The organism is Clostridium amazonense (assembly GCF_056431285.1).
The window spans coordinates 29,300-55,016 of sequence record NZ_JBWKMH010000003.1; the positions used below are offsets into that span (position 1 = coordinate 29,300).

The window sequence follows — 25,717 nt, forward strand, 5'->3', positions numbered from 1 at the left end:
CACCACTTACTTGAATTATATGATTAATTAAAAAAATTTTCTTAGATGCAGTTAAAAATTAAAAGTAGCTTTTGTTAAGTCTATAAATAAGGTTATTGAAAATAAAGAAACTTTTATTTTAAACATGATAGAAAATATAAATAGGGTATTAGAAAGCAAAGAAGATAGTAATGAGCTAAAGGTAATAAATGAAAGGCTGGAAGAACTGAAGGATCAGATGATGAACTTGGTAAGGCTGAATGTAAGGAGTGGCTTAGATAATCAGATTTATGATGAGGAATACCAAAGGCTTGAAGAAGAGATGCAGCAGCTAAAAGAAAAGAAAGCTAAGTTTGATAATACGGAGTTAATAAGGGAGAAGGGGCTTCAGAAAGTAAAAGAAATTAAAAAAGTATTATATGGGAGAGAAGATATTATTAAAAAGTTTGATGATGAGCTTTTTTCACAGATGGTGGAGCAGGTGAAGGTGATAAGTTTGGTGGAGATTTAGTTTGTTTATAAGATTGTAGGTGTGGTTAAGGGGATATTGTAATTTAAGAAATAGAGGCAAAGGTTACTACTATGGTAGGTGTAAAATACTTACTGTAGTAGATTTTTGTTTTGTAGAATAATATATAAATTTGATGAACTAAATTAATGTTAAAATAATGTAAAAAGGTGTACAATTAAATTGTAGAATTATGTTTGTTTATGGTGGTGAAAAATATAATGAAAATAATTTTGAGTAGAAAAGGCTTTGATTCTGAGGCAGGAGGATATCCAAGCCCTTTGTTTATAGATGAAAAATATCATGTATCGTTACCTATACCAGAAGACATAGATGGAAACTCTATTGATACAGGGATAACTTACAGTGATATTTATTTGAAAGAAGGAAATACATATGCAGATGTCATGGATTCATTAGGCATTAAAGGTTTTGAAAAGAGATATGTGCATTTAGATCCAGATGTAAATGCTAGTACTAAGAAAAATCGTGATGCTGACTGGAGAGGAATATTTGGGCAATGTAGTACATCACAATCGCATTTAGCAAATCAAAAGGTTGAAGAAGGAGATTTGTTTTTATTTTTTGGATGGTTCAAAGATGTAAAGAAAATAAATGGCAAATATACATTTGTAAATAAAACAGATAAACAAGTTATATGGGGATACCTTCAAGTAGGTAAAATTGAGAGTATTTCAAAACAAGAAAACTATGAGGAATGGAAACTTAGTCATCCTCATTATTATGATAGGAATAGGACAAAAAATACGGCATATATTGCTAGTGAAAAATTAAGTTTTAACAGTACATTGCCAGGCTATGGTTGGCTTAATTACGATGAATCATTAGTGTTAACTTGTGGTGGGCAGAGTAATAGATCACTATGGAAGCTACCACGTTTTTTTCATCCGCAGTTTAATACAAAAATGACATTTCACAAAAAACTAATTAGTTCCAAAGGGAATCCAATTTGGCAATTAAAAGATGATTATTGTGTATTGCAGACTGTTGGAAGAGGACAAGAGTTTGTGATAAGTGGCAATAAAGAAGTAGAAGAATGGGCAAAAGAAATATTACAAAAAAATGGAGGAATATTATGGAGCTAAATGACGCAATTTTACATGCTTTGAATGGTGATGCTGTCTTATTTGTTGGGGCTGGATTTTCGTATGGTGCTCAAAATTTGGATAATAGTAAATTATTGATGGCAGATGGATTGTGTAATAAATTGATTGAGATTGGTAATTTGGAGAAAGATAATGACTTGGCATACATCTCAGAAAGGTTTATTGAAGAAAAAGATGAGGATGCGCTAATTGATATTCTTAAAAAGCAATATCTTTGTAAAAGCTATAGTGAAGATCATAAAACTATTAGTAATATAAATTGGAAGAGGATATACTCTACAAACTATGATAATATTATTGAGAAGGCTTCGCTAGATAGTGGAAAATATAGAACGTCAGTAGTTTTGAGTAAAAACTTAAAAAGTATAATAAATAAAAATGATGTAGTAATTCACATTAATGGGTACATAGAAAATCTAACTAGAGATAGTCTATATTCTGAATTTAAGCTTACGAAGGATTCTTATACAAATGAAAATTTAAGGGAGAGTGACTGGGCATTTCTTCTTGAAGATGATTTAGCTAATTCAAAATGTATTTTCTTTGTTGGATACTCATTGGAATATGATTTGGACATACAAAAGTTATTAGCAACATGTCAAAACTTAAAAGAAAGATGCTTTTTTATAACACATGAGCCCACTAAAAAAACCAGTCATTATATGAAGAAATTCGGTGAAATACATGATATTGCGCTGAGCGGATTTGCTTCAAAAATAAGACTAGCGTATGAAGACTATAAACCTATAGATTATTGTATGGATTACACTTGCTTTTCTGAGTTAAATAAAAATAATTATAAATTTGAAAAGATAACAGATAAAGATATTACAGATTTGTTGTTCAATGGACAAATTAATTACAATCAATTATTAAATAATAATAGAAATAAATATATAATTAAACGAACATGTACAGATACCATTATGCAGCAATTACAGAATAAATATGATATCATTATAATCCATTCTGATTTAGGAAATGGCAAAACAGTTTTTATAAATTTTCTAAAAAGCTTATTGCTAGAAAGAGGAAAAGTATTTACCCTAAAAACTACTAATAGATATTTAGGAAAAGAAATCGAAACAATAAATATGATTGAGGGAGAAAAATACATATTCATTGAAAATTACAATATGTTTTTAGAAACAAAGGAAATGAAATCTCTGATGCTACATAGTAATAATAAAGTAAAATATATTATGACAGCTAGGAGTTATATAAATGATAATTTCTACTTGAAGTTGTTAGATAATTTTAAATTTGATGAATCTAAAGTAGGAATATACGATTTAAATAAACTAACTCAAGAAGAAATTCGAGAGGTTTTGGAGTTGTTTGAAGAGTACCATTTATGGGGAAGCAATGCTGGGCTGAAAATGAAAGATAAAGAAAAGATTTTAACACAAAAGTGTAAGTCAGAAATGAAAAGTATATTACTTGAGATATTTAAATCTGAGGTTATAAAAAATAAATTAGATGAATTAATGATGGAATTAAATAAGAATAGAGAAATAATGGAGATATCTTTGCTTTCTTTTATAAATAGTAGTCTTAATTTAAACTTGGAATTAAATAATATTCTACTTATGCTAAATAAGCAAGCTATAAGTGCAAGAATAACAAAAGATACTAGTATTAATGAATTAATCAATTTAAGAGACAGTGAATTTAAAATAAAATCAACAGTTGTAGGTTTTTATATCTTGCAGAATAGTGATTTCACTGAAGAGATAGTGGAGTTGCTAGTAAAAATTATGTATAATATGGACAAGAATAGTTTTATAGAAAAATACCATGAAATAATGAGGTTATTAATTTCTTTTTCGAATCTTAGAATAGTTTTAAATAAAAACAGTAAGAAATTTTCTTCAAGTTTGATATCATTCTATGAGAGAGTTAAAAATCTTGAGTTTAACAAAGAGAATCCTTTCTTTTGGCTACAATATGCAATTGCTAGAATGGAGATTAAAGATTATAAGGAGGCAAAAATTTATTTAGAAAATGCCTATCAATATGCAAAAGGGATAAAGAAATTTGATACTTATCAGCTTGATAGCCATAAAGCGAGATTATTATTAGAACAAAAAATATCTAACAATGATAAAGTTGGAGCCTATGAGAATTTTATTGAAGCTCATAGTTTAATATACAATAATAACAATAAACCAGTACATTTGCATTATCCATTAAGACAGGCAAAATACTATTATAATTTTTATAAATTATTCTATTCTAGCTTCGGTGAATCACAAAAAGGTATTTTTTTATTTTGTTGCAAGCAAATTAAAGATAAAATTAATGAGTATAATAAAGCTTTGGATGACTTCGGTAGAGATAAAAATTATGAAATTATTGAAGTGGATAAGCTTATTAGCAACATAGTAAAAGATATTAGCACTAATTTAGAAAGGGAAAGTAATATTGTTTAAAATACTGTTTCCTTTTCACCTTATATAACACCTTCATGCACGTGAAAACAGTATGTAGATTATATAAGTAAATGTAGCCTAACAAAAAACTCACACTAATTCCAAAAAAGTCTCACCAGTTACGAAAAAGTCGCACTAAGGTGGTCGCACTTTGTGCGAAGAGGCAGTATCGCCAATGGCGAAAGCCAAAGGAGTAAGGATGGTAGCTGATTGAGAATTTCAAGGAGTAAGATTGAGAGTATGAAGGAATAAAAGAACGAAATGACTAATCCTTAACACTAATGAAATCAAGGCTTCAGAAGGAATTAGTATGAAGGAATAAGATTGAAATAAAGCTTGAATCAAGCAGGACTCAGGGAGAAATCTCTTAGTCCTCTTTTGTTTTTTGGAGTTGAAATGGGGCTCTAAGTTTGATTAGACTTTTTTGTAACTACAAAAAACTTTAGTTAGATAAGTGGTAGAGAAAACCATGATTTTTATGGGGAAAACGTAACGAGACTTTTTTGTAAGTGGACGGGGGAATGAGGGTTTGAGGGGGAGAAAATGAGGAGAGTTTTTTGTGAGTGCACAAAATATACCTTATAATCCTTGAATTCATGCACTTTACCAGTTTTTTTAACTTTAATACAAAAGGTGATGATTTTAAGAATAAAGAACAAATTAATGGTGTTAAAGTAAGAGTTGGTATTTGATATGGTGTAAGGGGACACGTTATTACAAATTTATACAAAGTAGAAAAAGACTATGAAGAGAGCTAGTATGGCTTAGACTTGGTGGTCTTTTTGTGTTTTATAAATGTATATTGTAAAATTGATGTTTTATTTTAAATATTTATAAAATAAAAAGTATTGTAATATTTATAAATATTTAGAAGGTATAGTTAAGATTTTGTAGAATATTACAATAAGATGTTGTTTTAAAGAAATTAATTAAAAGGTAAAAAAATATTAGTTTTAGGTAAATTTCTGGTTATTTATAAGATAAGTTAATATATAATGGGAAGTTGATTTTGTACAATGGAAAGGAGAAAGTGAAAAGTGAAAGAAGAAATATCTATATTTATTAATAAATATGTTAAAGAGATAAAAGAGCACAATGTTGCTGTATTTTTAGGTGCTGGATTTTCTAAAAGTTCCGGTTTCGTAGATTGGAAGTCTTTATTAAAAGGTATAGCAGATGAATTAGGTTTGGATATAGAAAAAGAATCCAATCTGGTTTCTTTAGCTCAATACTATTGTAATAAGAATAGAAGTAGATATGAAATTGATAGACTTATTTTTGAAGAATTCACCAAAGATATAGACATAAGTGAAAATCATAGAATATTATCCAGACTTCCAATATTCACTTACTGGACAACAAATTATGATTCACTAATAGAGGATGCCATAAAGGAAGTAAAAAAAATTCCTGATGTAAAGTATAATGCAAAACAGCTATCACAGACAAAACCTAAAAGAGATGCAATTGTATATAAAATGCACGGAGATAAAGAGCATCCAAGTGACACAGTAATTATTAAAGAAGATTATGAATTATATTATCGAAAATATGCACCATTTATTACAGCATTAAATGGTGATTTAATTTCCAAGACATTTTTATTTATTGGTTTTAGCTTTACCGATCCAAACCTTGATTATATTTTAAGTAGAATTAAAGTAGAATATGGACCTCAAAATCAAAGAACACACTATGCAATAATGAAAGAGGTAAACTGTAAAGATTATGATTTACAAGCAGATTATGAATATGATACAAGAAAACAAGCATTATTTATAGAGGATCTTAAAAGATATAATATTCAGGTATTGCTAATAGAGGATTACAATGAAATTAATAAAATACTAAGTACAATAGAAAAATGTTTTAATCAGAAGAATATCTTTATTTCCGGAAGTGCTAACAGTTACGGAAATTGGAATAAAGATGACGCTACATCATTTATTCATAATTTAAGTAAAGCATTAATTCAAAAGGATTATAATATTATATCAGGTTTTGGTGTTGGAGTTGGCAGTTTTGTAATAACGGGGGCTTTAGAGGAAATATATATGAAAAATCGTAATATTAATAATGATAGACTACTATTAAGACCTTTTCCACAAGGTATTGTCAATGAAAACAATAGAATACAGCTATGGACTAAGTACAGAAAAGATATGTTATCAAGAGCTGGAATTTCAATTTTTGTTTTTGGCAACAAAATTGACAAAGAAAGTAATATTATAAAAGCTGACGGTGTTATGTCTGAGTTCGAAATTGCCAAAGAGTATGGTAATTTGATTGTTCCTGTTGGATGCACAGGTTTTGTTGCAAAGGATATATGGAATAAAATTAAAGCTAACTTTGATGCATATTATCAAAATAGCACTCCTTTATTAAAAGAATTATTCGAAAAATTGAATTCTAGCTATGCTAATAAAAATGAACTAGTAAATAGAATTGTTGAATTTATTAATGAAGCAAAAAAATGTATATTATTGCACTAAAATTAAGTCAATATGTTTATTTTGAGCAATAAAGTGGTTAATAGTAGAGAGATAATTGTTGATAGCATGCTTCATAAGTTTTAAATTGCAAAAGATTCTAGTAGGAAGTCATTTCAATTGGTTTTAGGATGGTGTATTAAAATAAATTAGTAAAAATATCAAGTAAAATAGTATGTAAGCTTTGCGAAAGATAAGCAATGTTTTCATAAGAACTAAGTAAATTAAGAAGGAGTGTTATTATGGCAAAGAGACAAGTGTTTTTCAGTTTTGAGTACAACAAAGATTGTTGGAGAGCAAGTCAGGTTAGGAACATGGGGAAGGTTGATAGTAGTTCGACTTTTTCGGATAATGATTGGGAGGAGGTTAAGGAAAAAACAGATGCAAAAATCAAAGAATGGATAGATGCCCAGATGGCAAAGCGTTCTTGTTTAGTTGTTTTAATTGGAGCAACCACATCTGGGCGTAAATGGATTAATTATGAAATTGAGAAAGCCTATGAACTTAATAAAGGCATTGTTGGAATATATATACACAACCTAAAAGATAGTGATGGCAATCAAACTAGTAAAGGTAGTAATCCATTTTATCAAATTTACATTGGTGATCAAAACGAACGTTTATCAAAATATGTTACCTGTTTTGACTCTGCTTACAAATCAAGCAAATACGTGTATGATGATATAAGCGAAAACATTGAGCAATTAATAGAGGATGCAATTTCTAATAAAGATAACTATTAGAGTGATGATATAATTATATATTACGCTAATAAGTTATTTTATGTCCTTTTATTTAAGATAATAGAAATTCCAAAACTATAAAATTATATTTACAATACTGTATAATATAAAATAGAAAAAGACTATGAAAAATCTAGTATAGTTTAATTTCATGGTCTTTTTGTGTTTTATAAGTCATAAAAAAACTACTAGATTTTATCCCCATCATCAAAAACAAAATATCCTTCAAATTTACATCCAAGAGCTTCAGCAATTTGCTGGAGCTCTTTTTCTGAGAAATTATCACGAGAAAGTTTATTGGATAAATTTTGGTTAGTAGTTCCAATTAATCTTGCAAGCTCCGATATAGTAATATTTTTTCTTTTTATTAAAATACGAATCTTTTCACCCATAGTTAATTGCATGTGATTCACCATCCTTAGATTTAAATATACACTTTTTAATGTGAATTTTCAATAATAAGAAAAATAATTGATGAAATCAAAAGATTTTTCTTGATTACATACATTTATAACTGCATTATTAAATTAAATAGTGTGAATTAGAAAAACGGGAAAAATTAATTTATAAAGGTAGATGGTAACTATGTGTAAAAGTAAAGTTATTTCTATTGTTAATCAGAAAGGAGGAGTTGCTAAAACCGTAACAACTTTAAATTTAGGATATGCATTAGCAGAAATGGGAAAGAAGATACTACTTATAGATTTTGATCCTCAGAGTAGTTTAACAGTATGCTTTGGATATGATAATGCGGATAGTATAAAAACAACAATATATAATCTTATGGCACTGGCTATTGAAGAAAAAAGTTTACCTAAAAAAGAAGAATATATTCTTTCAGCAGGAAAGATTGATATTATTCCTTGCAACTTAGAATTATCAGCAGTAGCAATAGCACTTGTTAATGTTATGAGTAGGGAACTGGTTTTAAAATCTATAGTTGATGAAGTAAAAACTGATTATGACTACGTTATTATTGATTGTTCACCAGCACTTGGAATGCTTACTATAAATGCATTAGCTGCTTGTGATAGTGTTATTATTCCTGTTACTCCTCAATATCTTTCAGCTAAAGGCTTGGATCTACTTCTAAGAAATATTATTAGAGTAAAGAAAAGAATAAATCCTAATATTAAAGTTGATGGTATACTGCTTACAATGTATGCAGAAAGAATGAAGTTATCAAAGGAAGTGTTAGCAATTATTAAAGAAGCTTATGGAAGTAGTATTAACATATTCAATAGCAAGATACCTACATCAGTAAAAGTTGTAGAAGCAAACATGAGAAGTAAAAGCACCATAGAATATGATCCTAAGAATAAAGTGTCCATAGTATATGGGGAGTTTGCAAAGGCGGTAGTAGCACTATGAGTGAAAAAAAGTTAATGAGTTTAGCAGATATGTTTGGAGAAAATACAGAGGAAAAAGAAGCTACTAATCAAACTGAAATTGATATATCAAAGTTTCTATCTTTTGAAAATCACCCATTTAAATTATATGAGGGTGAACGCTTTGAAAATATGGTGAGAAGCATTAGGGAACTTGGAGTTATTGTTCCTGTTATTGTAAGACCTAAAGGTGAAGAGTTCGAAATTTTGTCTGGTCATAACAGAGTAAATGCTGCTAAAACAGCAGGTTTATTAAAAGTACCAGTAATAGTTAAAGAAAACCTTGAAGATGAAGAAGCAATGCTTATTGTAACTGAAACAAATCTCATGCAACGTTCTTTTAGTGATATGCTTCATTCAGAAAGAGCAACTGCATTGGAACAGCATCATAAAGCATTAGCTTCTCAAGGGAAAAGAACTGATATTTTAAAACAGATAGAAACCTTGCTAAAAGCTGATGAAATCAAGGATGAAGAAATTTCTCGACAAGTTAACAAGTGCAGATGAAACAGGTAAAACTTATAATCTTTCAGGGAGATCAGTATCAAGGTATTTAAGAATATGCAATCTTATAAAGGAATTAAAAGATAGATTAGATATAGAAGAAATACCTTTTACAGCTTCAGTAACTCTTTCATATCTAACAGAGGAAGAACAATATATTGTAGAACTTATTCTTTGTGAACATAACTTCAAAGTAGATATGAAGAAAGCTGAAAGTTTAAGAGCTTATTCTGAAGGGAAAAAGTTAGATGAAGAAACAGTTTATGCAATTCTTTCAGGAGAATTAAATAAGAAGCAAAAGGCAAATAAGCCATCTCCTATTAAATTGAAACCTAAGCTTATCAATAAATTCTTTGCACCTGAAACTAAGCAACCTGAAATTGAAGATGTTATTGAAAAAGCTTTGGAATTATATTTCAAGTCACAAGGGAAGGAGATTTTGAATGAGTAGATTTAATGAAGTTAAAGAAATTTATGATAAGATAACTGATATTGTAACAGGAAGTAAAAATGAGTGGAAAGAATTTTTAACCTTTGCAGGAAGGATTTATAAATACAATTTAATACATTGCCACTTACTTTACGTTTAGGCAATGCAGTATGTAGTATATCCTAAGAAATTCTAAGAGAAATTGAAAGTGAAGTAAATCTAATTATTAGAGAAAAAAGGAGTGAGAGAAATAATGAAAGAAGCATTAGCAATGAATTACAAGGAAGGAGAGGGGATATTTTATCCAGAGATTCAAATATCCAAGGACAAGGAAGCAGACGAGAAGCCATTAGGGGAGTATGGACAGATGGCACTGAACTATCTGAAGGAAAATCATCAGAACAGATACAGCTTGATTCTGGCAAAGGGGGAACTGATGCCGACAATGCACAATGTGAACAAGGAAGCCTATGGGAAATTAGAATTAATAATGGAACAGACATTGAAGAAAAATCCAATAAAAAATCCAGAGAACACCATGGAGAGCTTCAAGTACATAGTTTTAATTTCTTTAAATCATTTATCGACACTATATTTATTTCAGTATTAATTTTCATATTCATCACCCATTAATATAGTTAGCAAGAAATTCTAAGGAATTTCTTAAAGGAATAAAAAATAAGTAACAATGAAATTATTATTTGATTTTTGTGCAGTTAATTGTTTATTTATGTTAAAATTTTAGTGTAGGATTTATCTTAAGGAGGGGTAAAATGGAATTAGGTATATCAGAAATAATTTTAATAGATAAAGAACAAATAAATAGTACTAAGTTTAGTTTGCTAAAAGATAATATGGATAATCAACAGTCAACTGAGAAGTTGGCTAATATACCTGTATTTAAAGATTACAAATTAAATAATGAAGAGAATATATTAAAAAACGTTTCTAAAATAAATATATTTATAGGAGTTAACAATTCTGGAAAAAGCAGGTTTTTAAGAGAACTTTTTAAGAAACAATTATATTTTTATAGCAATCAAGTCAAAATAGAGGTATTAAATGAGATAATTAAAGAATTCAAAGAAGAAATAAAAGCACTATTTACTAAGTATGGTGAAACATTTAAAGATAACAATAGTAATTTAAATTATAGACCCAATTTAAATCATATTGGTAAAATAGATTTAGAAAAAGTTAATAAGAATACATTGAATCTAAGAAGTGTTGAAAGGCTAACATCTAATATTGATTATCTAAAGGAAATAAATGAATTAATAAATTCGTTAGAGGACGGTAGAAATTTTAATGTAAATTTAAGCAAAATTATAAAAGGTAAAGTTCTATCAGAAGATTTAAATAGTGGTAGTAAACCGAATGAAGATGCTAATATTCAAAAAACAATTTATGTAGAGCTTGAAGAATTGGCAGATAAATATAAAGGTAAAATTAAAAGTTATGAAGGAATAACTTTTGATTTTAAGAAAGTATATATTCCAACTCTAAGAGGAATAAGGAATATTTTACATAGTGATGATCCTAATGAAGATATATATAGTGATAGAACAAAAAATGATTACTTTAGAGATGGAATTCCAGAAGAGTGTGAAATATTTACTGGATTGACTTTATATGAGGATGTGAAAAAGTTATTATTAGGAGATTTAAAGGAGAGAAAGTACATACGAGAATTTGAGGAGTTTTTAAGTAGAGAATTTTTTGAAAATAAAGAAGTTGCTTTAATACCTAAATATAATGAAAAAAATTTGTGGATAAAAATAGGTGATGAAGAGCAGTGTATTTTTAATTTAGGAGACGGTATTCAATCAATTATAATACTTACATTTCCATTATTCAAGTACAGAGATAAGAGTCTATTACTATTTATTGAAGAGCCAGAGTTATTTATTCATCCAGGATTACAGCGAAAATATATTGAGACCATAAATAGTAAAAACTTCAATAGATGTCAAGTGTTTTTCACTACACACTCCAACCACTTTTTAGATATGACATTGGATGTAAGCAACATAGCTATATATCAATTTAATAAAATTACAGCTTTATTAAATGAAAATTTAGGAAATGAAAGTAAGTTTCTTATTCAAAATATAGATAACCCTTCAATATCTATTTTAAATGAGTTAGGAGTTAAAAATTCATCTATATTTTTATCGAACTGCACAATTTGGGTAGAAGGTATTACGGATAGGTTCTATATAAGAAAATATTTAAGTGTATATCAAAAGGAAATGTTTAAAGAAGAAAAAATAGATAAAATATTTGATGAAGATATTCATTATTCATTCGTAGAATATTCTGGTGGAAACATTACTCACTGGTCGTTTTTGGATGATGAAGAAATAGAAGTTAATGAAATTACAAAGAATATAAATGAAAAAACGATTTGTAATAGAATATTTTTAATTGCTGATAGTGACGGATATGATAAAGAAGAAAAAGAAGAATATAGTAAAGCAAAGAGATTAGATAAACTTACACAATATTTTAAAGCAAATTTCTATTGTATGAAGTGTAAAGAAATAGAGAATATGTTAATTCCAGATACTATAAAGAAAGTAGTAAATAGGTTTAAAGATGGACGAGTTAGTAAAAATTCTGATAAAGACAAAGACGGAGAAATATTTGAAAAATGCGGTTTTTTACAACAGGATTATATAGATAAAAACTTAGGATTATTTATAGACAACAAAATTGATGAACATATTAATAAGAGTCAAGAATATAATGGTTATAAGAGAAAAAAGAATTTTGCTAAGGGAAATACTATTAAGAACAAAAAAACATTTTGTGAGTATGCTATAGAGGAAATACAGACATTAGCAGATATGAGTGAAGAAACAGTGGAATTGTGTGAAAAAATATATGCGTTCATTAAGAAAAGTAATAAGTAAACTATAATGTTTTGCGAATTTTTACTTAGAGCTTCTGTTGCAGTAGCAGTTGCTATAGTAGATGGTATAAATAATTGAACAATTTGTTGTATTATTAAAATAAACTTCCCCATCTAACAAAAAACTTCCCCAAACTCATAAAAAAGTTCGGGAAAATATAGATAGGTCATAAGCACCATGTTAGGTCAGAAATGGCTTAGTACGTGGCTTTTTAGCGTGTTTATTTTTGGTAAACTTTATTATGATTCAGACATTTTACCTTAATCCTGATCTGTGGATAAGTCGGAAAAAGGGCGATTTTTGTTTGGCGGACTTTAATATGATACAGAAGTTGTGAGGAGGCGTGGAGGAAGGAAGCAGGGGTGAGAGGCGGAGGGGGAGATTTTTCTATAGTCATCATATTAAAGGAGTAATCTAAAATTAATAGATGATTGATTATAGAATTCGAATAGATATATATTATGTTTCTTAGATAAAAAATATTTTGTGAAAATTTTAATATTTATATCAATTCTGTATCATTTATTCAAATATTATAAAGCTATAAAATGTATATTGATGATAATATTAGGTAAGTAGATGCTTTATTTCTTTTCACAATGTACTATTTTGTAAAAATAGCAGGAGAATGTAGATATAATGTAGAAATATACTAAGTTGACTTAATATAGTAAGTTTAGGTATATTAGGACGATAAGTATGAGATTTTATTATATACTAACTCTTAAAAACACTCAGATAGCTATATAATATGTAGGGTTCTAAATCCTCCATTATTACGATTGAGTTTGTATTTTGACTATTTTTTAGGTAAAGAAAAGCTTTCAATTAATAATTAAAAGTGTAGCAAATATTATAAGTTAATGTAACAATATAAGGAGGGGTAATATGGGGTTTCCTTTAAGAAGTTGGGGAGATATTATTGATAAGAGAGAGGAGTTTGAAGAGAGATTAAAACCAGCTTTTTTCTGTTTTGTCTTATATAAATCATCACATGTTAATTTTAGAGAATTTATTTTGAGAAACTTTAATATGTTACATGAAGATTCAAGAGATGTTATTTTTTTTGTTTTAGATACGCCAGAGGCTTGGCTTAAAAGAGAGGATATTGAGTATTACAGAAGTATGTATGGAAATCATTACAATCCAGAACTAAATGACCAACAAGTCGATTTAGTATGCGACTATTTTAGTATACACCCTAACAAGCTTCCAGCAATAGTTGCATTTCCTAATTTGAGTAGTAGAAGCTGTAATGTTTTTAGCTTAAAAGATATTGAAAACAATACCGAATTACTAAGCATTTTTAAAACACTGTTTCAGCATGGTAGAAATGTAGAATATGGGTATGGTAGAAAATATTCTAACAACCTTCTATATATTCGTTCTCAGGTATTAAGAAGAAGATTTCCAACAATATCAACTCAAATATCTTATTTTGAGGATAGTAGAAATATAATTGATAAATTTGAACAGCTAAATGAAACAATTACTCAAATGAGAGATGAAATGAGGGAAGGATTTAATACAATAATTTCAAAGCTTGAAAATATACAAGAGCAAATTAAACCTTTTAAATTAGCTTTAGCTGATAAATTTAAAGAATTAGAAAAATTACCTCAAAGCAATTTAAAAGATAAAGAAATTGAAGAGTTACATAATAAAGTAGATAAAGACCTAATCAAATATTCAAAACAAATTATGGATGATTTAGGGGCAGATCAATTTTTTAGTTTAGCAGAATTTGATTTTTTGGAATGTTTTGAAGAAGATTCATTAAATATGATTAGATCATGTTTTATTACAGAAAAGCTTGTTATGAAAGAGCGGGTATCTGAATTTGATTATTCATTATGCTCTGTAGGTTTTTGGAAAGCTATGGAAATAGAGTTGAATATAATACTTATTGATACAATCAGATTGATTAAAAATGTTATTGATACAATACCATCAAGTGGAATTTCTATAAAATCAGGAAAGTGTGAGGTATTTGCTGGTTATAAATGGATAAAAAGTGTAAAACAAGAATATAAGATTAATATAAATAATAAAAGAGAGGATAAGTTATGCTCATTTATGTTTGGTGATTTAATTAAAGTATCAGAGTATTATAAACAAAATGAATTTAATAATGTTTTAGAAATTATATATGAAGAAGCCTCTACTATGATTGATGTTCACTCTTTTATGAACGGACTTGTTAATCAACTAACGGATGTTGTTCATAACTTTAGAAATCAGTGTAGTCATACTGGTATTATGAAGGAGGATGAATTTAGAAACTTAAAAAATATTATCTTCTCAGAAGAGGGATTGTATAAAAAAATATCACAGTTAAAATTTAACATTGATAAATTAAGTACATTACCTACTGAATAAGGTATATTAATGCTATTAATTATGTATAAATAATTGTTAATATTAGAGCAAATATAAGTAATAAATAATAATTTGAATATATAAATAATGTTTTGAAAGTCACCTCCACATTAGAGCCAAACTAAGCTCTAATGTGGGCTTTTTTATTGTCTAAAATATGGGGTTAGGGAGAGAAAAGCGGTGTCAAAGATTTTAATTTGGTGCAAAACAATGGTATAATACCAATGATAATGTATTAATGTAAAATATTAGAATATGTTAAGCTGATATGAAAAAATAGCTTAAATTTTCATAGAATTGCTCGCTCTTTGAAAATTATATAAGTTTGAATATTTTATTGTATGGCAAACAAACCTGCAATAAAGTGGATTTTTGCAGGTTAAACAAATGTATCAAATATACTTAGGCTGCTGTAAACCAAGAATTTTTAGCAAAGCTATTACTGGCGAAGCCTGCAACTTCTGCTGTAGTATAGTTGTTTAATGATTCATGAGGTCTAATAAAGTTATAGTGAAATATGAATAAATAAATTAAGTTATTAGCTTTATCAAAAGAGTTAAATCCTTTTTTAGCTTTATACCAAGCTTTGAATGTCTTGTTGAATGATTCTATTAAATTGTTATTTATATCGCTAGACATTGGTTTTACAGGTAAATGTTTAGTGTTTGTTAGTATTTTGGCAGCAGCTTCATTATATGAAGGCAACCTATCGGTTATAAAATAGGTTGGTTCACCATAAATTTTAGCTTGATTTATTAGTGCATAAGCTGAATCAGAAGATCTAGATTTAGTTAGGTGAAATGCTAGAATAAATCTAGTTTCTGAGTCAATAGCAAGCCAAAGATAATATCTTTCACCATTAATGAATACAACAGTTTCATCAGCATGCCAATCGTCAGATTGTAAATCTAAACTCTCTTTAAATTTATCGGCTTTCTGTTTGAAAAAGGGTGCAAATTTATTAGTCCAACTAGCTATTGTAACATGGGATACTTTAATACCAGAGTTAATCATCAAAAATTGAGAGATAGCTCTTGTTGACGAATTGTTTAAAAAATATAATGTTAAAGCAGTTAGTATTATATGAAGTGGAAAGCGCATTCCTTTCATTGAAAAGGAGCCACTAATCAATTCACTAGAAGCACTATTGATATTTGTTGTATGATGTTTAACTATTATGTGGTTACACTTCTTATCATTGCATTTGTAACGATTGTAGTATTTATATGAGTGATGCAAGTAAGTTCCTTTACCACATTTAGGATAATAGAGTTTAGAGAGTCCATCACCATCACCTAAAGCGAATTGACGCTTACATTGTTGACATTGATACTTTTGTTTAGCCTGCTTATTCAAACCAAACTTGTATAGTTTATTAGAATTACATCGTGGGCATTTTATATTAGCTTTGTTCATTGTTCTTCTCTCCTTTTCTCTTTTTTAGGGGGGGATTACTGGGTCTCGCAAACTTATTGTATTTCCTTTGGTTGAGAAGAGCAATGTTCATATAACTTAACAGATCGCAAATTATTAAAAGGAGGAATATATTATAAGTGAAAGATAAAGTAACATTAGAAGTGAAAGATGCTAAAGAACAGGAAGAAATTATAGAGTCTAAACAGAGTGCTAATGTGTTATTCAAGTTCATGAATAAAATAGAATATTTAAAGGAGATTTTAAGTAATAGTGCAATAGCTCCAAGATATTATGAGGAAAGTATTGAGTATTTGGAGATAGATAAATTAAAGAAAATAGTATTTCCTATGATATGTTTCTGTGATATTAATGTATCAAAATTAAGTGAACATGTAGGATATTATGGACAATTTGGAATAGGTTTAAATAAAAGCTGGGGTATAGGGAATGGTATTCAATGTATAAATTACGTAAATAATAAATCTGAGATAAGAAAAGATTTTACACATATTTTTAATAAGTCACTGAATGAAGAAAATCTAGATAGTGATATTGATGAGTATAATAATTATTTATTAAGTAATTTATTGTTTATGAAGCCTATAACAGGATTAATGTTAAGAGATGGAAAGTATGATTCTAAAAATTTTACTGATGAAAAAGAATGGAGGTATGTTCCTAAAATAATAGAAGAGGATAAAATACAATTAATTATACCACCAATATATTCTGGAAATCCTAATGTATATAATACATATTCTGAAGCTATAAAAAAATTAAAACATTTATGGTTGAAGTTTACATATGATGATATTGAATACATTATGGTTTCTAATAAAAACCATAGAAAAGAATTAATTGATTTTTTAATAAAGAATAATATTTTAAATTGTAGTGATACAGAAAAATACGAACTTATATCAAAGATAATAGTCTACAATGTTATAAATAAGGATTGGTGATATAGTTGTTTACAAGTTTTAAAAATGCATTTAAAAAAGATGATGAAATGGTGTATAAAATACCACAAATAATTTTAGATAATTTAAATAATAAGTTACCAGATGGATTTCAGTATGTACAAATTGATAATGATATATGTACTATTATGCCTAAAAGCAAAAATGTAAATATTAAAGCTGGTTTAAAATTTGATAATATAAAAAATATTAAGAATGCAAAAGAGGCTAGTGAATATTTATATAGGACTCAACAAGAAGCTGAAATAATATCTGATTATATTGAATTAAATGGTATTAAATTTAAAGTGGAAGATTTGTTAAAAATGCCATTGAGAAAAAAGAATTTTACTGATTTATCTGGAAAATTAATTTTGAAACCAAAAGCATTTCCTAAACCTTTCAAACTACTAGTAGGATATGGTGTAAACAATGTAGAAATGGAATTTCAAAGACAGCCTTACGCAGATTTATATAAGAGTCTATTTAAATCTATAGATAAAGAGGCTTTAATAATAGAATATATAATTGATGAAAAGTCAGAAAGAATGACAATTAATGTTTCAATAGATATTGGCAAGGCAGAAAGTACAGCAGAAATAGTTGAAATATCCAATATATATAAATGTTTTATGAATGGTAGGGGAAGAATAGCTGGGGTGGAATTTAAAAATGGATTTGATAATAAAACTGAAGAAGATGGATTAGATTCATTAATAAAATTTTGGAAAAAGGTTGATTTATTATCAAGAAAACTAGAAATTTTGTTTAACCCTCAAAATGATATTTTAGAAACAGATGTATATTTAGTAGATAGATTATACAGATGTTTAATAGAAGATAAAGCATTTAGAGAGATTTGTAATCTAGAAAATTTAGAGGTAGTTGGAAGAAAGGATTTTGATAAAAATAAACTTATGAAAGAAGATGAAATTGAATTGCAGTTTCTTCAATGTAAATTTTATGATCTATTTGATGCAGAAGTCGGAGTATATAAACTTACATCATGGTATAATATTAAAGTAAAATCAGTAGAGATAATTGATAAGAAAACCTTTAAATATAGATTTTTAATAGATAAAGACACAGATAAAAATATGTTTAGAATTGTGAAATATTTTTTAAGTAAAGAAGATGCAGAGAAATACCGAAGAAATCTTCCCAAAAATATTTCGGACTTAGAAAAAATTGAATTAATATAGTTAGATGATACCTTGAATTTTTGAAAAAAATAAATTTATGATATAGATGACAAGGGATTTGAAGTAAAAATATATGTGGTTTCTTCAAAGTATATATTTATTTAGGAAAAGTATTGCTTTTGATAAAATAAAGATTAGTATAAATAATTAAATTTAAATCTAATATGCAGAAGGCATTTGAAAAAGGAAAACATAAACTTAGTTAATTCATAAAATATAAAAGTGAAAAGCTGATTCTTTAAATTAAAAGGGACTGTAAAAAATTTATTTTTCTTTCCAAGTCAGTATACCAAAGAGTTTTTTAGAGACAGTTTTATAATAATAGCAGATATTATGTAATAAAGGTTTAGGGGGAGAGGGCTAATGAATGTGTAAGAAAGTTAAAACACAAACAAGCTATGTACAACACTTTTCAACAAGAATTCCGTGGAAGGATAACGATTATACTGGGCGAATTGACAATAATCCTAGGTATAATGTAGCTGCTCAAGTAATTCCCAACATTGCATCGTCACGGGACTTGGAGTTTGAGGAAACAAATAAAGGTAAAAGTTACAAACAAGTAGGAACGCTAAAAATGCAAAATTGGATTACAGAGAACGCTGCGTTCATGAGTGATACCAAGCTTTATCTTAAAATGAACCATCCATATAAAAAAAGAAATCCTAAGTTCAAGCATTTTGAAGAAACAATTTTTGAGATGAATCCGTATTCGTTCTTATTGCGTCCTTTTTCATGGACTTTAAAGGATAATGCTAATGAGAAACATAAGTATTACAATTTTTATTTTGACTTAGAAAAAACAGAACAAATGCTTAGCTGGTCAAGTGCGTGGGTATCGCATGGAGAATCTCAGAAGGGGATTTTCGATTACTTCTTTTCCGGAATTAGTCCGCATAATTCATTGATCTTTCCATATTACAAACAAGTTCCATTTATCGAAGATAATAGGCGTGTAATTGCAGGAATAGGAAGTATAGTATCAAATGTAGAAATTCATGAGTATGCTTCTGATGGAAGCAGTGACGAAAAAAACTACATTTGGGAGACAAATGCAGCTCATTCAATAAGAGTTGATGGTAAAGAGGGCTTTTTAATGCCATATCTTGAAATTTCAGAGTATGCAAAAAAGCATCCTGATTTTGATGTAGCGAGTGTCACATTGTTTGAACCAGCAGGTTTTAGAATGGAATTTTCATATGCAGCTGAATGGGTCAGCTACGATGCTGCTATTGATGTGCTAAATCAAGCGAAAATTGCATTGAAAAATATAGCTAAACTCAAGCTAAAAGAAGCCAATCATGAATGGGTTAATGTTCAACTTGAATATGTAGATAATCAATTAAAAAGTGTTTGGAATCAACGTGGTATATTTCCAGGATTAGGTTCAATTTTATCAGCTTTCGGCGTTAAATACGGTTTCGATGTTGCTAAACATGTTGATACTTCTGACAATGACCTTATTTCTGAATTGAAGTTATATTTTTCAGGTGATAAAGAAACTGGGAACGAAAAATTGGATAATAGCTTAGCTGACAAAGAGGATGAATTTTCTGGTTTACTAAGAGATGAAAACAAAACTCGATTCTTTGAACTTCTGTCTCGATTCAATCTTTCTGTTGAACAAGCTATTTATGCTTGGGGTAACCTGAAAATTTATGCAGCTAAAATTATTGAAAACCCATACCTGTTATACGAACTTACACGAAAAGAAAAGGACGAACATCAAGTTACTATTTCTCAAATCGACAATGCAATGTTTGTGAATCCGTTGGTGGAAAATAGGTATCCTCTAAATAAACCAACTAAAATGAGGACTGAAGGTGATAAGCGCCGATTTAGAGCTATAGTGATATTTGTTTTAGTTCAAGCCGTAAGTCAAGGTCATACTTTACTCAGCTATGATCAAATTGTTGAAGAAATTAAGAAATTACCATTAGATCAAAAAACGGATTTTCAAACTGAAAAAATTGAAGGTGTTTTAGAGTTCTTGCAGGAAGGTGAATTGTACGTTGATGTAGAAAATTCTTACATTAAACTGAAAGAATATCAAGATTATAAACAATGGGTAGTAGATATAGTAAAGAGCCGTTTAGAAACTAGTTTATCTAGTGAACAAAATTGGAAAAAGATTATTGATAACCAATTTGGAGAGCTCCAAGAAAATAATGAAGAAAACGATCAAATGGCTCGTGATGAAAAGGCTACAGCGTTAAAGATCCTTGAATCATCTAGAATATCTGTCCTATTGGGGAGAGCTGGGACGGGTAAAACATCAGCATTGGGGATTTTTGCTTCTTCAAAAGAAATTAAAGCTGGTGGAGTATTAGCATTGACCCCTACTGGGAAAGCAAGAGTTCAACTTGAGAATTCATTTAAGAAGAATAGTGTTGAAGCTGAGTTTATGACCGTTGCACAATTTTTAATTCGTTCAAAAGGTTTCAGTTGGAGTACAATGGCTTATAAGATGCCAAGCCAACCTAGTTCGAGTATTGCAAAAACAGTTATTATCGATGAAAGTTCAATGCTGACTGAAGATATGTTTGCTGGTATACTAAAGCTAGTTGATTCTCATGCTGAAAGAATTATCTTTATAGGAGATCCCAATCAATTACCTCCAATAGGAGCAGGACGCCCATTTGTTGATTTGATTAATTATTTAGAGAGTGATTATCCTGAAAAGGTAGCAACATTGAAAACTGAGATGAGACAAGGTTCAGGTGGTGATGATTTATCATTTGCTCAAATATTCTCTAATTCGGATTCAGTCGATAAAGATGTAATTTACCGTATTCAAAACAATCAAACAGATGAGCGTCTTAAATATATTCAATACATCGATTTAGACGAGTTAGAAAAAGTGTTCTTTGAAGAATTGGTGGAAATTACAAATATGACAAATGAAGATGATATTGATGCTTTCAATAAAAGTTTAGGTGCTGAGAAAAACGGTAAATATACAAATTATAATACTGGAAGTCATATTGAAGACTGGCAAGTTCTATCTCCTACAAAATTTATTGGAACTGGAAGTTACTATTTGAATAACCAAATCCATCAAAAATATAGACAAAAAACAGTTGAAGATTGGCAAAAATGGAAATGGAAAAATAAATATGAACCTCAATCTGTTCAAAATATTGTTTTAGGTGACAAAGTTATTTCAAATAGAAATGAAAGTAGAGAAGCCTGGGATAAGACAGAAGAATATATAGCAAACGGTGAACTTGGAATATTAAGCAGAGCTCAAAAAAATGGAGATTATCCTGCTTCATATAGTTTCCGTTTTGGCTCATTTGAAGGAAAAGTATTTTCATATATTAATGCTGATTTTGGTGGTGATAATAGCGATTCTAAGTTAGAACTTGCCTATGCTCTTACAGTTCATAAATCACAGGGTTCTAGCTTTGGTAAAACTATAGTGGTCATAAATGGTAAAAGTTCATTTGTTACAAAAGAACTTTTGTATACTACGTTTTCTCGCCAAAGAGAAAAACTAATTGTATTAAGTGATTTGTCAATTCAAGAATTGGTTCAGTATGCGAATGACTGGTATTCGGATACCAAGCAAAGATATACAGACTTATTCGAAGTTCCAAACATCATTGAGATAGAGTCTAGTAAACAAAAACGGTACTTTGAAGAAAAATTGATCCATAAAACGATTCGTGGTGAAATGGTTAGATCAAAGTCCGAAGTAATTGTGGCTAATATTCTTGATAAGATGAAAATTGAGTATTTCTATGAAGAACCATTAAATGTTAGTGGTAAAACCTATATTCCTGTTTTTACTCTACGCTACCAAGGCAAAACTGGTTATTTAGAACATCTTGGAATGCTAAGAGATAAAGCATATAAAAAGCGTTGGGAGGAGAAAAGAGCAAATTATGAAAGTGTGGGAATTACAGAAACGCTTGGAAATTTGATAATTACCGAGGATGGATTAGACGGAAGTTTGGATGCAACGTTAATAGAGAGTAAAATTCAAACATGGATAAAAAATAGTTGATATATTCCCACGAACGGAGAAATAAAAAATATACAAAAAATACAGCTTTCATACACTCAAAATGGGTTTGGACATCAATTCAAGCCCTATTAGCTATATGGAGATAGCATATAGATTATATAAATAACAAACACAGAACCTTGAAAAATCAAGGTTCTTTTTCTATGCCTAAATATAATCATTCACTTGAATTATATGACTAATTGAAAAAGTTTCCTTAGATAAATTTTAAAAATTATAAATGAAGAATTTAAAAGTGCTAATTTATGAAGGTTTCAAAGAAGTTATAAATATCTTTTGCTTTAAATTTAAAGACTACATGTTGAAATGTGGATGATTTTGATGAAGTGAAAATATAGGAGTATTGATAAAAAGATAAATTGTCAACTTTTACTTGACTCAAACAAAAATTTACGATTAATGATATATACAATTTATTCCTCAAAGATACTGAACTTAATAATTTAAAACTAAATTCAACAGTAATAATTAGTACATGAATTTAATAAATATAATGTAAAATTTAGAAATAGTAATGATATGTAGTTAATTGCTTATATAAATGAAGAAAGATATTTTAAAATATTTTTTAACATTGAAGGAGTTATATATTATAAAGAACAATGTAGAGGTTGTACAAGATATACAAATACATATAAACAATTGGAATGAAAAGTGGAGTAATTCAAAAATTTATGATTCTAAAAAATTAATTAAGTTAGAAGTCTGGATTGAACGTAAAAGAATAATATTTGGGAGTTTAAAAGTGAATGAATTTTGTGAGAAGAATATCTAATATAATAATCAAGTTAAGGATTACAATAAAAATTGTAAAAATGATGATGATTCTGATAGTCTTTATGAGGCATTACAACTTATTAAAGGGATTAAGAGTTTATGGTTTTATGATAGGAGTTTATTATTTAAAATAATTTATTAAAATAATTGAATTTATACACACATAGATTATAATTGAATTATATGGGATGATAAGGGGGAGATTGGAAATGATATGTCCAAAATGTGGGAGTGAAAACTCTGATGAAAGCTTATTTTGTAATAAATGTGGTGTAAAATTAGAAATTACAAATGTTGATAATAATAAAATGAGAAATGATATTGCTTATAATGAAAAGAATCATAAGAAATTATTTAAAGACAAGATAAAGTTTCCTATAAATAAAAGAAATATTATTTTATCATGTTTAGTTTTAGTAATAATGATTTGTGCAGTTGTTGGAATTATGTATTTTAATAATCCCATATCAAAATACAAGAGTGATATTAAAAATAATAAGCAAACAGAAGCAGCTAAACTTTATAATAATAAAATTAAAGGAAATTCAGATAATGAAAACAAAATAAGCACATTTTTAAAGAGTGAATCATTGGACATTATTAATTCATTTAAAAATGAAAAAATTGATTTTAATAAGGCGAAAGATAAGCTCGATATAATTAAGAAGACAGGATTAATATCCAGCGATGTTAATAATGCAATTGATAAAGTTAATAATCTTAACAATTCAAGAATTGCATTTAAAAAAGCAGATGAGTTTTTGAAAAACAACAATTTAATAAATGCTATAAAGGAGTATAAAAATGTAATTTCTGATGATAAGAACTATGAAAAAGCTAAAGAGCAAATTAATAATAATGAAAAAAAGTATAAAGAACAAGTATTAAAAAGTGCAGAAGAATTTGCAAATAAGAAAGATTACGATAAAGCAGTAACAACCGTATCAGAGGCAATAGTAGTTTTTTCTAATGATGCTGAATTAACTTCTAAAAGTGAAACTTATAAAAAATTACAGCAGGAAAAGTTAGAAGCAGAAAGAAAACAAAAAATTGATAAGAGTAAGAGTGAACAGTTAGTTATTGTAGAAAGTTCAAATATTGCTATTCAAGATTCAAGATATAAAGCACTTTATCCTGATATGATTCAAGTAATTGTGAATAATAAATCAGAAAAAACTATAAAGAATATGAATATTGGTTGTTTAGCATACGATAAAAATGGATATCCGCTTCAGATAAAGACACAATTTAATTTTTCAGGTGGAAATTATGAATTCATTGGTAATGCTCCAAATGTTAATATTATTCCAGGAGGTAGATTTGGTGATAACGTAGGTTGGAATCTTGATGAATCACATGGAATATCAAAAGTATTAGCCTGTGTTAAAACTGTAACCTTTTATGATGGAACAACTTGGGACAATCCATATTACGAATATTGGATAGAACAATATAAGGAGAAACCACAGAAATAGAATAAAAGATATTAGTCTATACTAAAACTTCAAGATAGTATAGACTTTTTATATTTTAAATAAAATGGAGTTGATAAATTTAGAAATAAACGAAAATCTAATATTACAGTGCTTAAATGAACTTAATAAAAATTCTTTATTAAAGAAAATATACAAAGATTGTTATGAAGGTAATAATAGTATATTAAAAAACTACCATATGCAGGACAGCAGGAGCAACATGAAGACTTTCTAGCCAAGTTTTAGTTTCTTTCATTCTATAAGAAAATTCATCCATATTTATTAAAAAAGATTTATGCGTTAATCTATCGGTCATTGCAGCTGTCATTACTGGAGCTATAAAAATTCCACCCAATTTATAAAAAATTATTAAAATCATTTAACATCTTAACAAAGTGTGTAATTATGTCTGAATTATAATTTTCTAAAAATATAATAGAAGCATCATTTTCTTTACCACAAATAAATTATATCTTATCAATTGATTTATTTTACCAGATAAAAATAGAACTTTTAAGTATATATTCACTTACATAATAAACACTAGAAATATTGATAAAAAAATAGTTTATGAATTTGTGAAAAAATATAAGTTTTATGAAAATAAAAATAGAAGTTGTGTTTTAGTAGGATATGATAATAATGAATAGACTAAATATGATAGTGTAAGATGCACCAACAATACAGACAAAATCATTTAGATGTGATGTAAAGAATTTAGATAAAGCTTATTCGTTTTGTAGGTCTGGAATTAATGATACAGTATGAGTATTTGAAGTTGCTAGTGATCTAATTAGTAGCTTAACATTAATTAGGAAACATAACTTTAAAGGTTTTGAAAGTCACTGTATTTTTATTGGAAGTGTTGCTGACAAAGATCTTAAATATTATTTAAAGAAAATCATAATATGTAATGATGGTATATATTAGGTGATATAATTTTAATATAGGTTGGTGTTAAAGG

20 protein-coding genes are annotated in these 25,717 nt (G+C 28.0%); 17 read left to right on the forward strand and 3 right to left on the reverse strand.

Annotated features, from left to right (window positions below):
• Positions 1-124: 124 nt before the first annotated feature.
• From AC07E4_RS00965 to AC07E4_RS00985, 5 genes are all read left to right on the forward strand, one after another.
• Entirely contained in the window at positions 125-490 is a 366-nt protein-coding gene (locus AC07E4_RS00965) for a hypothetical protein (protein ID WP_478215507.1), read from the forward strand.
• A 218-nt stretch (positions 491-708) separates the two neighbouring features.
• Positions 709-1,593 carry an Nmad3 family putative nucleotide modification protein gene (locus AC07E4_RS00970; RefSeq protein WP_478215508.1) on the forward strand — a complete coding sequence of 295 codons (885 nt, stop codon included), beginning with the start codon at positions 709-711 and terminating at the stop codon, positions 1,591-1,593.
• Positions 1,584-4,046: an SIR2 family protein gene (locus tag AC07E4_RS00975; protein ID WP_478215509.1), complete on the forward strand. Its 2,463-nt coding sequence runs from the start codon at positions 1,584-1,586 to the stop codon at positions 4,044-4,046. Before AC07E4_RS00970 ends, AC07E4_RS00975 begins: the two co-directional genes overlap by 10 nt.
• A 1,037-nt stretch (positions 4,047-5,083) precedes the next feature.
• Positions 5,084-6,538: an SIR2 family protein gene (locus tag AC07E4_RS00980; RefSeq protein ID WP_478215510.1), complete on the forward strand. Its 1,455-nt coding sequence runs from the start codon at positions 5,084-5,086 to the stop codon at positions 6,536-6,538.
• 239 nt (positions 6,539-6,777) lie between these two features.
• Positions 6,778-7,278: a TIR domain-containing protein gene (locus AC07E4_RS00985; protein ID WP_478215511.1), complete on the forward strand. Its 501-nt coding sequence runs from the start codon at positions 6,778-6,780 to the stop codon at positions 7,276-7,278.
• Positions 7,279-7,466: 188 nt separating this feature from the next.
• Here the strand turns inward: AC07E4_RS00985 and AC07E4_RS00990 are convergent, their stop codons facing one another.
• Positions 7,467-7,682: a helix-turn-helix transcriptional regulator gene (locus tag AC07E4_RS00990; protein ID WP_478215512.1), complete on the reverse strand. Its 216-nt coding sequence runs from the start codon at positions 7,680-7,682 to the stop codon at positions 7,467-7,469.
• A 181-nt stretch (positions 7,683-7,863) separates the two neighbouring features.
• On the opposite strand from AC07E4_RS00990, the gene AC07E4_RS00995 reads away from it, so the two are divergent.
• The 7 genes from AC07E4_RS00995 to AC07E4_RS01025 all read left to right on the forward strand — a co-directional run bounded on the left by AC07E4_RS00995 (position 7,864) and on the right by AC07E4_RS01025 (position 14,894).
• On the forward strand, positions 7,864-8,649 hold the full coding sequence (locus AC07E4_RS00995; protein ID WP_478215513.1) for a ParA family protein: 786 nt from the start codon (positions 7,864-7,866) through the stop codon (positions 8,647-8,649).
• The gene (locus tag AC07E4_RS01000) at positions 8,646-9,173 is read left to right on the forward strand and encodes a ParB N-terminal domain-containing protein (protein ID WP_478215514.1); all 528 of its coding nucleotides are present in this window, start codon (positions 8,646-8,648) and stop codon (positions 9,171-9,173) included. The genes AC07E4_RS00995 and AC07E4_RS01000 overlap by 4 nt, the downstream gene beginning before the upstream one ends.
• Complete coding sequence (locus AC07E4_RS01005; protein ID WP_478215515.1) at positions 9,136-9,621, forward strand: hypothetical protein; 486 nt, start codon at positions 9,136-9,138, stop codon at positions 9,619-9,621. Before AC07E4_RS01000 ends, AC07E4_RS01005 begins: the two co-directional genes overlap by 38 nt.
• Entirely contained in the window at positions 9,614-9,760 is a 147-nt protein-coding gene (locus tag AC07E4_RS01010) for a hypothetical protein (protein ID WP_478215516.1), read from the forward strand. The genes AC07E4_RS01005 and AC07E4_RS01010 overlap by 8 nt, the downstream gene beginning before the upstream one ends.
• 93 nt (positions 9,761-9,853) lie before the next feature.
• A complete protein-coding gene (locus tag AC07E4_RS01015) occupies positions 9,854-10,210 on the forward strand; it encodes a TnpV protein (protein WP_478215517.1) in 357 nt (118 codons plus the stop codon).
• Positions 10,211-10,373: 163 nt separating this feature from the next.
• Positions 10,374-12,515, forward strand: coding sequence for an AAA family ATPase (locus tag AC07E4_RS01020; RefSeq protein WP_478215518.1), 2,142 nt, complete (start codon positions 10,374-10,376; stop codon positions 12,513-12,515).
• Positions 12,516-13,403: 888 nt separating this feature from the next.
• On the forward strand, positions 13,404-14,894 hold the full coding sequence (locus tag AC07E4_RS01025) for a hypothetical protein (RefSeq protein WP_478215519.1): 1,491 nt from the start codon (positions 13,404-13,406) through the stop codon (positions 14,892-14,894).
• A 402-nt stretch (positions 14,895-15,296) separates the two neighbouring features.
• Here AC07E4_RS01025 and AC07E4_RS01030 read toward each other — a convergent pair whose 3' ends face one another.
• The gene (locus AC07E4_RS01030; RefSeq protein ID WP_478215520.1) at positions 15,297-16,310 is read right to left on the reverse strand and encodes an IS6 family transposase; all 1,014 of its coding nucleotides are present in this window, start codon (positions 16,308-16,310) and stop codon (positions 15,297-15,299) included.
• Between the two features lie 137 nt (positions 16,311-16,447).
• On the opposite strand from AC07E4_RS01030, the gene AC07E4_RS01035 reads away from it, so the two are divergent.
• From AC07E4_RS01035 to AC07E4_RS01050, 4 genes are all read left to right on the forward strand, one after another.
• On the forward strand, positions 16,448-17,272 hold the full coding sequence (locus AC07E4_RS01035) for an abortive infection system antitoxin AbiGi family protein (RefSeq protein WP_478215521.1): 825 nt from the start codon (positions 16,448-16,450) through the stop codon (positions 17,270-17,272).
• Between the two features lie 5 nt (positions 17,273-17,277).
• On the forward strand, positions 17,278-18,471 hold the full coding sequence (locus AC07E4_RS01040; protein WP_478215522.1) for an abortive infection system toxin AbiGii family protein: 1,194 nt from the start codon (positions 17,278-17,280) through the stop codon (positions 18,469-18,471).
• Positions 18,472-18,838: 367 nt separating this feature from the next.
• The gene (locus AC07E4_RS01045) at positions 18,839-22,480 is read left to right on the forward strand and encodes an ATP-dependent DNA helicase (RefSeq protein ID WP_478215523.1); all 3,642 of its coding nucleotides are present in this window, start codon (positions 18,839-18,841) and stop codon (positions 22,478-22,480) included.
• Positions 22,481-23,487: 1,007 nt separating this feature from the next.
• Positions 23,488-24,753 carry a DUF5780 domain-containing protein gene (locus tag AC07E4_RS01050; RefSeq protein ID WP_478215524.1) on the forward strand — a complete coding sequence of 422 codons (1,266 nt, stop codon included), beginning with the start codon at positions 23,488-23,490 and terminating at the stop codon, positions 24,751-24,753.
• A gap of 184 nt (positions 24,754-24,937) precedes the next feature.
• Here the strand turns inward: AC07E4_RS01050 and AC07E4_RS01055 are convergent, their stop codons facing one another.
• Complete coding sequence (locus tag AC07E4_RS01055) at positions 24,938-25,108, reverse strand: hypothetical protein (protein WP_478215525.1); 171 nt, start codon at positions 25,106-25,108, stop codon at positions 24,938-24,940.
• Positions 25,109-25,289: 181 nt separating this feature from the next.
• Between AC07E4_RS01055 and AC07E4_RS01060 the strand changes: the two genes are divergently transcribed.
• Positions 25,290-25,403 (forward strand): DUF3991 domain-containing protein, encoded by a 114-nt coding sequence (locus AC07E4_RS01060; RefSeq protein WP_478215627.1) that lies wholly within the window; start codon positions 25,290-25,292, stop codon positions 25,401-25,403.
• Positions 25,404-25,717 lie beyond the last annotated feature (314 nt).

Excerpts from the sequence above, each read along its gene's own strand:
- AC07E4_RS00965 (WP_478215507.1), top strand. The coding sequence starts at position 125 with ATGATAGAAAATATAAATAGGGTATTAGAAAGCAAAGAAGATAGTAAT.
- AC07E4_RS00970 (WP_478215508.1), top strand. The coding sequence starts at position 709 with ATGAAAATAATTTTGAGTAGAAAAGGCTTTGATTCTGAGGCAGGAGGA.
- AC07E4_RS00975 (WP_478215509.1), top strand. The coding sequence starts at position 1,584 with ATGGAGCTAAATGACGCAATTTTACATGCTTTGAATGGTGATGCTGTC.
- AC07E4_RS00985 (WP_478215511.1), top strand. The coding sequence starts at position 6,778 with ATGGCAAAGAGACAAGTGTTTTTCAGTTTTGAGTACAACAAAGATTGT.
- AC07E4_RS00990 (WP_478215512.1), bottom strand. The coding sequence starts at position 7,682 with ATGCAATTAACTATGGGTGAAAAGATTCGTATTTTAATAAAAAGAAAA.
- AC07E4_RS00995 (WP_478215513.1), top strand. The coding sequence starts at position 7,864 with ATGTGTAAAAGTAAAGTTATTTCTATTGTTAATCAGAAAGGAGGAGTT.
- AC07E4_RS01000 (WP_478215514.1), top strand. The coding sequence starts at position 8,646 with ATGAGTGAAAAAAAGTTAATGAGTTTAGCAGATATGTTTGGAGAAAAT.
- AC07E4_RS01005 (WP_478215515.1), top strand. The coding sequence starts at position 9,136 with ATGAAGAAATTTCTCGACAAGTTAACAAGTGCAGATGAAACAGGTAAA.
- AC07E4_RS01010 (WP_478215516.1), top strand. The coding sequence starts at position 9,614 with ATGAGTAGATTTAATGAAGTTAAAGAAATTTATGATAAGATAACTGAT.
- AC07E4_RS01015 (WP_478215517.1), top strand. The coding sequence starts at position 9,854 with ATGAAAGAAGCATTAGCAATGAATTACAAGGAAGGAGAGGGGATATTT.
- AC07E4_RS01020 (WP_478215518.1), top strand. The coding sequence starts at position 10,374 with ATGGAATTAGGTATATCAGAAATAATTTTAATAGATAAAGAACAAATA.
- AC07E4_RS01025 (WP_478215519.1), top strand. The coding sequence starts at position 13,404 with ATGGGGTTTCCTTTAAGAAGTTGGGGAGATATTATTGATAAGAGAGAG.
- AC07E4_RS01030 (WP_478215520.1), bottom strand. The coding sequence starts at position 16,310 with ATGAACAAAGCTAATATAAAATGCCCACGATGTAATTCTAATAAACTA.
- AC07E4_RS01045 (WP_478215523.1), top strand. The coding sequence starts at position 18,839 with ATGTGTAAGAAAGTTAAAACACAAACAAGCTATGTACAACACTTTTCA.
- AC07E4_RS01050 (WP_478215524.1), top strand. The coding sequence starts at position 23,488 with ATGATATGTCCAAAATGTGGGAGTGAAAACTCTGATGAAAGCTTATTT.